Raw genomic sequence first — 9,955 nt, 5'->3', positions numbered from 1 at the left:
TCTCTAATTCCGTCGATGTCTACTGGTGGTGCTGCGATGAATGCAACGATGAAGCAAGCCGCTGCTGTAAGTAGGCATGGGATCATTAAGACGCCAAACCAACCAACATAAATTCTGTTGTTAGTTGATGTTACCCACTCACAAAACTGTGGCCAACCTTTTAACAGCGAAGAACGCTGCTGCTGAATAGTTGTCATGAGTTCGTAAAGTATGTCTCTAAAGTGAGACGTGTAAATAAAACGGAATATAAGTCCGCTAAAAGATCTTAGACCAAAATCGCTAAAAATGTGTAAATTATTTTTCTTTAAGTAAAGTTATTTTTTGCAAAATAGAAGAGAGGAAACTCCATGTCTTAATATTTTCTTTAACATTAAGGATTTAATTTGGTCATAATCGAATGGCTTCTTAACGGACAAAGATCGAAAGAGGTGGTGCCAATAAAAGAGGCTAAGCATAGAAGACTGCAATTAGAGGCTTTTGGAGCTGTTATTTATTGGAGCGAGAGAATTTAGATTGAAAAACTTATAAAAGTAGCAAAAAAAATAAACGCAAAAAATATTAAATAAACTTATCTTTTAAATAAAAAATCCTTATTATCTATCAGCGTTTTATTGTTCTAGTTTCTTAATTTAAAAGCTTTCAAACTCTTGAAACCATTCTTTCTTGGAACAAATTACTTCTTTCTTGGTATAGCTCATCGCAATTTTTTTTTCTTTATAAGCAACTTCGCCAATAAAAACAGGCCAAATCAACTGATCGCCATCATATTTATGAATCATCCCTTGGCTATCAAGAAATAATGGATCTCCTTTTTTAATCATTTTCCAATCTTGGTTTGTTCTCTCAGGATGAATTAAGCCATCAATATCTCCTTTCTCATCTCTTGGATAATCTATACTATCTTGATGAACGTGAACAACCAATTCCTTTGGTAATTCTATAAGGTTGTTTTTCAATTTATCTATCTCTTCCCTTAAAGAGCCAATTATTATTAAAAATCTATTTATGATTTTTGGATCGTAAAAATTTTGTGCGACAGCTCCTATTTCAATAACTAAACCACATGGCCAAGCTTCTACAAGAAAACCAGTTTGGGCTTCATCTTTTTCGTGTAAATAAATAGGCAATCCAAATTTATTCTGCAGTAATGCAGCTAAACAAAAATCTTTAAATCTCCTCCCATACATAACAATACTTGTTCCCATATTTGCAGTAGTAGTATGCAGATCGATTGCAATTTGACAGGGTTTAGATCCATTAATTCCAAATTGATCCACTAAAAAATTGGCTCTATTAATTTCATAAATACTATTATTGAGCTGATCATAATTCTTACTTTTTCTAAAAGATCTATTTAAATCTGCATCTATATATCTACAGCCTTTTTCATAGGCAATAGGATTGCCTATGATGTACTCGTACTCAATGCCATATTTTAAACTATTCTCCTCTCTATTAAATTGCTTAACAGCCCAAATAGGATTAATTTCATTCCCATGAGTGCCTGAAACGATAAGTATTCTTTGAACAGTCATTTTTTCTTTAAAAATAAAATCTTATGCAAAATAAATACCTTGTTAAAGCCTCGAAGAAATTTTGGTTTTGGTTTTGGAAACAATTAATGAATGGTTTCGCACCATCAGATATACAAGGCAATTATAAGAGGCCTGAAGGAATAACAATTAATAATGAATATGAAATTAATAATGAAAATGGACAAATTTTTTTATTAGTAGGTAATTCTTGTCCTTGGTGTCAAAGAACTTTACTCGTCCATAAAATAAAACAACTATCTAAAGAAGTTAAAGTTGTTTTTTTAAAAGCAGATGTTGAGCATTGCGAATGGATTTTCAATAAAAGAATTAAAGGGTATGCAAGGCTTTCTGACCTTTACAAAAAAGCTAATAAAAAAATAATTTTCAGAGCGACTTTACCTCTTTTAATTAGTTTCGTGAAAGATGAAATAAATATCCTATCTAATGAAAGTTCTCAAATCATAAGATTACTTAACTCAATACAAAGTACGTCGAAAGAAAAAACTTTGAGAATCAAAGACTGTGATCAAGATCTTTTAGATTTAATTCATAACAACATAAATGATGGTGTATATAGGTGCGGATTCGCCAGAAACCAGTCATCATATGAAAAAGCTAGTAAAAATCTTTTTGCAGCTTTAAACGAGATTGAAGATATAATGAGCCGGAGTAAAGGGGATTGGATATTTGGAGAAGAGTTAACTTACGCAGATATTTACCTTTTTCCTACTCTTATAAGATGGGAATTAATATATAGCAAACTTTTTAAATGTACTGAAAAAGAACTATCTTTTTTCGAGAAAATTATTGAATGGAGAATAAAATTTTTTAAAATATCTAATGTAGATAAGACTTGCTACGAAAATGAATGGAAAAACGATTACTACAAAGCTTTATTCCCTTTAAACCCAAATCAAGTAATCCCAGTATTACCATCACTAAAAGAAATAATTAGATTAGAATCTTAAAACATATAAAAAACAATTTCGATAAAAAAATGATGTTGTAATGAACACTTATTTTGTTCATAGATAATGCAATTTTATTAGAAATTAACTATCTTATATATGTCTACTAAAGTACGAAAAAGCTTCAAATGAAATCCATTGACGAACACATCCAAAAAGATCAATCGGAAATCGAATCTGCTAAAGCAGAGGGCAATCTTCCAAAGGTCAGACATTTAACTGAAGAACTAAAAGAACTCGAAGAGTATAAGGATCATCATCCAGAGGATAAACATGATCCAAATGCTTTGGAATTATTTTGTGATGCCAACCCAGATGAACCAGAATGTCTTGTTTATGATGATTAAGTTGTCTTAATCAATAGATAATGAAAAGGGCCTGTAGAGCCCTTTTTTATTTCTTAAATTTTCTTAGTAATCCCGATTAAAATCGGATGGGCTACCTGTTAGCGAACATACAACCGACTCCTCATTTTTCATTTCCTTAACTTCTACAATTGGTCTTCCCATTTTCTTAAGAACTTCAATATCCTGAATAGTTTGACATCTGGCTATTATTTTTCCTTGTTGATCAAAGCAACTGTAGAAATTCATGTTTTGTAAAAGCAGTATCTTATTTATGGCTAATTTTCATTATTAAATCAAGTATATTATTTACAAAAAAAATTTTAATTTAAGTTAGATCCTTTTCCATACCTCAGAAAGCAGTGAAGATAAACCTTTTTTTAAAGATGAAGAAATTACTAAAACTTTTTTTTTCGATACATCTTCTAACTTTTTTGTGATTATTTTCAAATAATCATCATCTATAAGTTCTATTTTATTTAATACTATTATCCTCTCTTTATCTAAAAGGCCTTTCCCATATTTTTTTAATTCCTGCTCAATTATCTCAAAATCATGAATAGGATTTTCTGCAAATGAATCAATTAAGTGCAAAAGTATCTTCGTTCTTTGAATATGCCTTAAAAAATCATGCCCTAAACCTACTCCATCAGCTGCCCCTGATATTAATCCAGGTATATCGGCAAAAAGGCAACCATTACCATCTGCTTTTCTAACTACACCTAAGTTAGGTATTAAAGTTGTGAAGGGATAGTTTGCAATTTTTGGACGAGCAGATGATAGAACGGAAATTAAAGTACTTTTCCCTGCATTTGGAAGGCCTATAATCCCTACCTCTGCGAGGAGTTTAAGTTCTAATTTAACCTCCCATATCTCACCATCTTTACCTTCAGTGAATAATTCTGGGGCTCTATTTTGATTACTTAAATAATAAGCATTACCATGTCCACCTCTTCCTCCAATAGCAATAGTTAAAGTCTGTTTGTTGTTAGTTAAGTCTCCTAAAATAATGCCGGTTTGAAAATCCCTTATTTCTGTACCGCAAGGAACTTTAAGGATTGTATCCTCGCCTGAAGCACCAGATCTTTTATTGGGACCACCTTTGCATCCATCTTCGGCAATTATTTCTCTTTTGAATTTAAAATCTAATAATGTTTGAAGATTATTATCAGCCACCAATATTATTGACCCCCCTCTGCCACCATTGCCCCCCGATGGTCCTCCAGCAGGAACGAATTTTTCTCTTCTAAATGAAACTATTCCATTACCACCTTTTCCAGCTTTAAGAATAATGTTTGCTTGATCAATAAATTGCACTTAATACACTTAATTAAATGGTTTTAAATATTTTAAATTTTATTTTATCCACGCAATACTGCAACCAGGTCCACCCTCATTGATAGCAGCATCTTCAATCTTATCAACATAATTTAAAGCTGATAACCATTTTCTTAAGCCTTGTTTTAATTTCCCAGTTCCAATTCCATGAACAATCCATAGTGGTCCATGAAATTTTCTGATCTTCTCCTCAATAATTATTTCAGCTTCGTGAACTCTTAGTCCTCTTACATCAATTGTATTTTTACTAGTTCTAATTTTAGAAAAAGAAAAATCTTGTCTAGAAGACTTGATCTCAATTTTTGACAATTTGAAATTAGGCTTTTGCCCATTAAGTCCTTCAAAGTCATTTACAGACAATGTGCTCCTGAATGAACCACATTTAACTTCGTAAAAACCACCTTTTTTATCTAAAGCTACAATTTGTCCCGTACTATTTAGACTTTTAATTTTTACAAAATCGCCTACTTTAGGATTCCATGATATTGACTTTTCAACTTTTTGGGTTAAATGTTCTGTCTCAATTTCCTTTAATCTTTTTCCAATAATTCTCGTGTCCTCTCCGTTAACATTTTGATCTCTTAATTTTTTAATCAAATCTATTACCTCTTTTTTAGCAGATACAATATGTTTTGATAATTTATACCTTTCAATCTCCTGGATTTTTTCAGCATTTATTTTTTGAAATTCATAATTCCTCTTAAGTTCATCATGCAAAATTTCAGTCCTAGCAATAAGTTCTGCAGCCGCTTCTGCAGAATTCTGTTGTTTGATCCTCTCTTCCTCAAGTCCTTTAATAATACTGTTAATATTATCAACTTCTTTTGGCTTTAAATAATTTGCAGCTTCATTGATTATGCTTTCATCGAGACCAATTCTCTTCGAGATTGACAAAGCATTACTTCTCCCAGGAATACCCCAGTTGAGTATATATTTTGGCTTCAAAGAATCCTCATCAAAAGCAACTGAAACGTTTTCGAATCTGGAATCATTATATTTTAATGCCTTAATATCTCCATAATGTGTAGTTGCTAAAGTGATATCAGATTTCTTTGCAAATTCTTTTAACAAAGCCATCGCAAGAGCACTACCTTCAATAGGATCTGTACCAGATCCAATCTCATCTAACAAAACAACTGATAATCCTCTCCTATTATTAAGTGATTCTAAAATCTCTTTTATCCGTAATATATGCCCACTGAAGGTAGATAAATTTTCTTCTAATGATTGATTATCTCCTATATCAACATATATATTTGGACAAAAAGGAATCGTTGGATTATTCGTTGAGGGTATCAACAATCCTGCTCTAGCCATTAATAACGACAAGCCCAAACCTTTTAAAGCTGCCGTTTTACCTCCAGTATTTGGTCCTGTAATAGCTACAACTTTAATACTTCTATTTATATGAAAATCAATAGCCACTGGGGGAGGGGCTCCTTTTTTCTTATTTTCCCAAATCAATAAAGGATGAGAAAAACCAATTAAGGAAATAATGGGATTTTTCTCAAAAATAGGAATTTTACCTCCAATCCATTTCGAATATCTTGAACGGGTAAAAGCATTTTCTAATCTTAATAAAATAGATGCCATTGCAATGAGATTTTCTGAATTAGCACTAATAACTTGAGACCATTTCTGAAGTAATTTAAATTCTTCTGCAGTTACCCTTGCCTCTAAAGATGCAATCTTATTACCTTTAGTGACGACACTATCAGGTTCAAAATATACCGTATTTCCTGAAGATGAAGAGTCATGAATTATGCCCTTGAATTTATCTATATAATTAACCTTTACTGCTACAACTGGTCTACCATATCGATCTCCAATAATAGTATCTTGCAAATAAGCTAAGTTCGTTTGAATAAATTTATCAACTAATATTTTTCTTTCCAGTTTCTTAGATAATAATTCTTTTCTGAGAATAGATAATTTACTACTAGCATAATCTGAAATCCTTCCATTAGATTCGATACTATTTTTTAAAATCGTTTCGATATTTTGATGATCAATTAAATTTTTTGTAACTGATGAAATATAGGGCATTTTTTCAAAATCTAATAAAACTTTTTTTAAATTTCTTGCCGCAGAAATTGTTTTCGCAATTTCCAACAAGTCAGAAGATAAAATTACACCTCCCTTTGAGCAAATCTCAATATTTCTGCTAATGTCACAAACACCAGAAAAACTAATTGATTTTTCTAAATTATTTTCTAGCTCAGTTATTTCAACGGTTTCATTCAAAAGTCTTTTAGCAACTTCGTATTCTGAAGGGATTTCAAAACTTAAGATTGCTCGTTTACCCATTTCTGTTGAGGCAAATGAGGATAAATGCGTTTTTAATGAATCCCACTCCAAAAGACTTATAGATTGATCTTCTATGGTCTTCTCTAAATATGATTTTTTAGAATGACTTTTCTCTTGCATACAAAAAAAGAATCAAACATTCGATTGAATCCCTTCAGGAGGAACATAAAGCATCTCGAGCCAATTTCCTTCAGTATCCTTCATATAAAAAGATGCTGTTCCATCTCTATGTTCATGTAAAGGACCAACCGTTACACCAGAATTTTTTAAATCTTTTTGAATATTTACTACTTCTTTTTTATTTTCAAAATGAAAAGCAAAGTGAGGTCCTGCAGCTTTATAACTAGGCCCTAACAACGCAAGTCCATCTTTCCCTTTACCAGCTTCCAAATAACACCAATCTTTGTCATCCCAAACCAAATTCATACCCAATTTAATATAAAAAGATTTAGCCCTTTCGAGATTCTCTACTCTAAGTGCGATGTGACCAATTCTATTAACTCCTTGTGAAAACTTCAAAACAAAGCGCTGAATTTATTATTAATCTAAGAATAAACCAAATTTTTGTTAATAATGAGTTTTTAAGTATCCTGCAACCATTGAGATGCATCACAGGCATGATAAGTGAGTATTAATTTTGCTCCTGCTCTTTTAAAACTAAGCAACGTTTCTAAAACAATATCTTTTTCATTAATCCAGTTTTTCATAGCAGCCGACTTTACCATAGAGTACTCCCCACTAACGTTGTATGCAGCTATAGGTTTATTTGAAAAGGTGCTTAGTCTATAAATAATATCCAAATAAGAAATTCCAGGTTTTACCATCAAAATATCAGCTCCTTCATACTGATCCAATGCAGATTCAATTAAAGCCTCTTTTGAATTGGCAGGGTCCATTTGATATGTAGACTTATTATCTGGAATTATTTTTTTACTATTTTTTCTAGGAGCCGAATCTAAAGCAGTTCTAAATGGACCATAATAAGCAGATGAATATTTAGCTGTATAACTAATAATACCTACATCACTAAATCCTTGACTATCAAGAGCGGTTCTAATTGCTCCAACTCTCCCATCCATCATGTCACTAGGGCCAATAAAATCTGCTCCAGCTCTAGCTTGTGTTAAAGCTTGTTTTTTTAAAATTTCGATTGTTTCATCATTCAATATTTTTCCAGTTTCATCAACTAATCCATCATGTCCATCACAAGAGTATGGGTCCAAGGCAACATCTGTCATTATTGCCATTTCTGGAATCTCTTTTTTTAATATTCGAATAACTTTAGGTATTAAACCGTCTTCGTTAAAACACTCTGCTCCATCTTCAGTCTTTAAGCTATCATTTATTTTTGGAAAAAGAACCACACACCTTATTCCCAATTCCCATGCCCTAGTAACCTCCTTTATTAAACCATTCATATCCCATCTAAAAGTTCCTGGCATTGCCGAAATTTCCTCTTTAAAATCTTTTTCATGAATAAATAATGGATATATAAAGTCCGAAGGCATTAAATGGTTTTCTCTTACCATTTCTCTAATTGCCTCAGTCCTTCTTAATCTTCTTGGGCGAATAATCGAATTCATTTGAATATTATTTAAGTTGAAAATATTTATCTAATACATTAATCGCTTACATCGCATATAAATCAATCAGAGTCTCCTTTTGTTCAGGAAAATTAACTTAATTACTCTGAATAGAGGAGAATTGAAAAGTTACAAAGATTTTCTTTAGAAACTTAATTTTTTACAAATTTACTACATAAAGAGATAAAATCTTTGAGTTAATGAATTTATTTAAGGAGAGTATCTTTGAAAATAATTAATGGATTTCATCTAAACAATATTAGAGGCGATATTCTTGGAGGAATCACCGCGGCAGTTGTAGCTTTGCCACTTGCTCTTGCTTTTGGTAACGCTGCGTTAGGCCCTGGTGGGGCAATTTATGGACTATATGGGGCAGTTGTAGTTGGTTTTTTAGCAGCTTTATTTGGCGGAACGCCTGCTCAAGTTAGTGGGCCTACCGGTCCTATGAGTGTCACTGTTGCTGGTGTAGTGGCAGGTTTAGCAGCAGTAGGAGTTCCAACAGATCTATCTGCAAAACAAATTTTACCTTTAGTAATGGCAGCAGTGGTAATTGGGGGGTTACTTCAAATATTATTCGGAATTCTAAAACTAGGTAAATACATTACTTTAGTACCATATTCTGTTGTATCAGGATTCATGTCTGGTATTGGTGTCATAATCATTGCACTTCAAATTGGGCCATTACTTGGAATAAGCACAAGAGGAGGGGTAGTCGACTCTTTAACTACTGTTTTTTCAAATTTCCAACCAAATGGTGCTGCAATTGGAGTAGCAATCATGACTTTAGGGATAGTATTTCTAACACCTAGAAAAATAACTCAGTGGGTTCCTTCTCCACTTTTAGCCTTATTAATAGTAACTCCAATATCAATGTTTTTTGGCGGAACAATAGACAGAATTGGAGAAATTCCTAGAGGAGTTCCATCTTTAGATTTTCCTAGTTTCAACCAGTATTTTCCTATTATTTTCAAGGCAGGTCTTGTATTAGCCGTACTTGGAGCAATTGATTCTTTACTGACATCCTTAGTCGCAGACAATATTTCTCAAACGAAGCACAATTCTGATAGAGAACTTATTGGACAGGGGATAGGAAATGCTGTGGCAGGTCTTTTTTCAGGCTTACCTGGTGCAGGCGCAACAATGAGAACTGTTATAAATGTAAAATCTGGCGGATCTACTCCTTTATCTGGAATGGTTCACTCAATAGTTTTGTTAATAGTTTTAGTTGGTGCAGGACCATTAGCAGAAAAAATACCTACAGCTCTTTTAGCCGGTATTCTTATCAAGGTTGGATTGGATATTATTGACTGGGGATTCTTGCGCAGGGCCCATAAACTATCTCTAAAAACTTCAGTTGTTATGTATGGAGTACTCCTAATGACTGTTTTTTGGGATTTAATTTGGGCAGTATTAGTTGGTGTATTTATTGCAAACATGCTCACTATTGATTCAATTACTGAAACTCAACTAGAAGGTATGGAAGAGGATAATCCTTCATTAACAGGTAATACTCAAGGTCAAAATACATTGCCCGCGGATGAAAAAGCTCTACTTGATAGATGTTCTGGAGAAGTAATGCTATTTAGACTCAAAGGGCCACTTAGTTTTGGTGCGGCAAAAGGCATCTCTGACAGGATGAATCTTGTAAGAAATTACAAAATTCTGATATTAGACATAACTGATGTACCAAGACTTGGGGTAACAGCAACCCTTGCTATAGAGGATATGATGCAAGAAGCAAAAAATAACTCTAGAAAAGCATTTGTTGCTGGGGCTAATCAAAAAGTAAAGGAAAGATTAGCTAAGTTTGGAGTTGAAGGCATCATTGAAACTAGAAAAGAAGCGTTAGAAACTGCACTAAATGAAATAGCCTAATAATT

The 9,955-nt window shown here is 32.7% G+C and carries 10 protein-coding genes and 1 pseudogene; 4 read left to right on the top strand and 7 right to left on the bottom strand.

Annotated features, from left to right (window positions below; all coding sequences use genetic code 11):
* A pseudogene (locus tag HA146_RS01195) lies at positions 1-197 on the bottom strand (photosystem II q(b) protein); the annotation flags it as partial.
* A gap of 186 nt (positions 198-383) precedes the next feature.
* Here HA146_RS01195 and HA146_RS09605 point away from each other — a divergent pair.
* A complete protein-coding gene (locus HA146_RS09605) occupies positions 384-512 on the top strand; it encodes a hypothetical protein (RefSeq protein ID WP_257469882.1) in 129 nt (42 codons plus the stop codon).
* Between the two features lie 117 nt (positions 513-629).
* Here the strand turns inward: HA146_RS09605 and HA146_RS01190 are convergent, their stop codons facing one another.
* Positions 630-1,535: an aspartoacylase gene (locus HA146_RS01190; protein WP_209107778.1), complete on the bottom strand. Its 906-nt coding sequence runs from the start codon at positions 1,533-1,535 to the stop codon at positions 630-632.
* A gap of 23 nt (positions 1,536-1,558) precedes the next feature.
* Here HA146_RS01190 and HA146_RS01185 point away from each other — a divergent pair, with 23 nt between their 5' ends.
* Together HA146_RS01185 and HA146_RS01180 are read left to right on the top strand one after the other, a co-directional pair.
* A complete protein-coding gene (locus tag HA146_RS01185) occupies positions 1,559-2,503 on the top strand; it encodes a glutathione S-transferase family protein (protein ID WP_209107777.1) in 945 nt (314 codons plus the stop codon).
* A gap of 128 nt (positions 2,504-2,631) precedes the next feature.
* Positions 2,632-2,850 (top strand): CP12 domain-containing protein, encoded by a 219-nt coding sequence (locus HA146_RS01180; RefSeq protein ID WP_011817713.1) that lies wholly within the window; start codon positions 2,632-2,634, stop codon positions 2,848-2,850.
* A 63-nt stretch (positions 2,851-2,913) separates the two neighbouring features.
* Here the strand turns inward: HA146_RS01180 and HA146_RS01175 are convergent, their stop codons facing one another.
* From HA146_RS01175 to hemB, 5 genes are all read right to left on the bottom strand, one after another.
* Positions 2,914-3,096 (bottom strand): hypothetical protein, encoded by a 183-nt coding sequence (locus HA146_RS01175; RefSeq protein ID WP_011375787.1) that lies wholly within the window; start codon positions 3,094-3,096, stop codon positions 2,914-2,916.
* A gap of 84 nt (positions 3,097-3,180) precedes the next feature.
* A complete protein-coding gene (cgtA, locus tag HA146_RS01170) occupies positions 3,181-4,164 on the bottom strand; it encodes an Obg family GTPase CgtA (RefSeq protein WP_209107776.1) in 984 nt (327 codons plus the stop codon).
* A gap of 39 nt (positions 4,165-4,203) precedes the next feature.
* Positions 4,204-6,612: an endonuclease MutS2 gene (locus HA146_RS01165; RefSeq protein WP_209107775.1), complete on the bottom strand. Its 2,409-nt coding sequence runs from the start codon at positions 6,610-6,612 to the stop codon at positions 4,204-4,206.
* A gap of 12 nt (positions 6,613-6,624) precedes the next feature.
* On the bottom strand, positions 6,625-7,011 hold the full coding sequence (locus HA146_RS01160) for a VOC family protein (protein WP_209107774.1): 387 nt from the start codon (positions 7,009-7,011) through the stop codon (positions 6,625-6,627).
* Between the two features lie 62 nt (positions 7,012-7,073).
* Positions 7,074-8,075, bottom strand: a complete 1,002-nt coding sequence (hemB, locus tag HA146_RS01155) for a porphobilinogen synthase (RefSeq protein ID WP_209107773.1) — start codon at positions 8,073-8,075, stop codon at positions 7,074-7,076.
* A gap of 225 nt (positions 8,076-8,300) precedes the next feature.
* Here hemB and HA146_RS01150 point away from each other — a divergent pair, with 225 nt between their 5' ends.
* On the top strand, positions 8,301-9,950 hold the full coding sequence (locus HA146_RS01150) for a SulP family inorganic anion transporter (RefSeq protein ID WP_209107772.1): 1,650 nt from the start codon (positions 8,301-8,303) through the stop codon (positions 9,948-9,950).
* Positions 9,951-9,955: the final 5 nt, after the last annotated feature.

It is taken from the genome of Prochlorococcus marinus CUG1416 (assembly GCF_017695965.1).
Lineage (GTDB): Bacteria > Cyanobacteriota > Cyanobacteriia > PCC-6307 > Cyanobiaceae > Prochlorococcus_A.
This window is presented reverse-complemented; position numbering and strand designations above follow the sequence as displayed.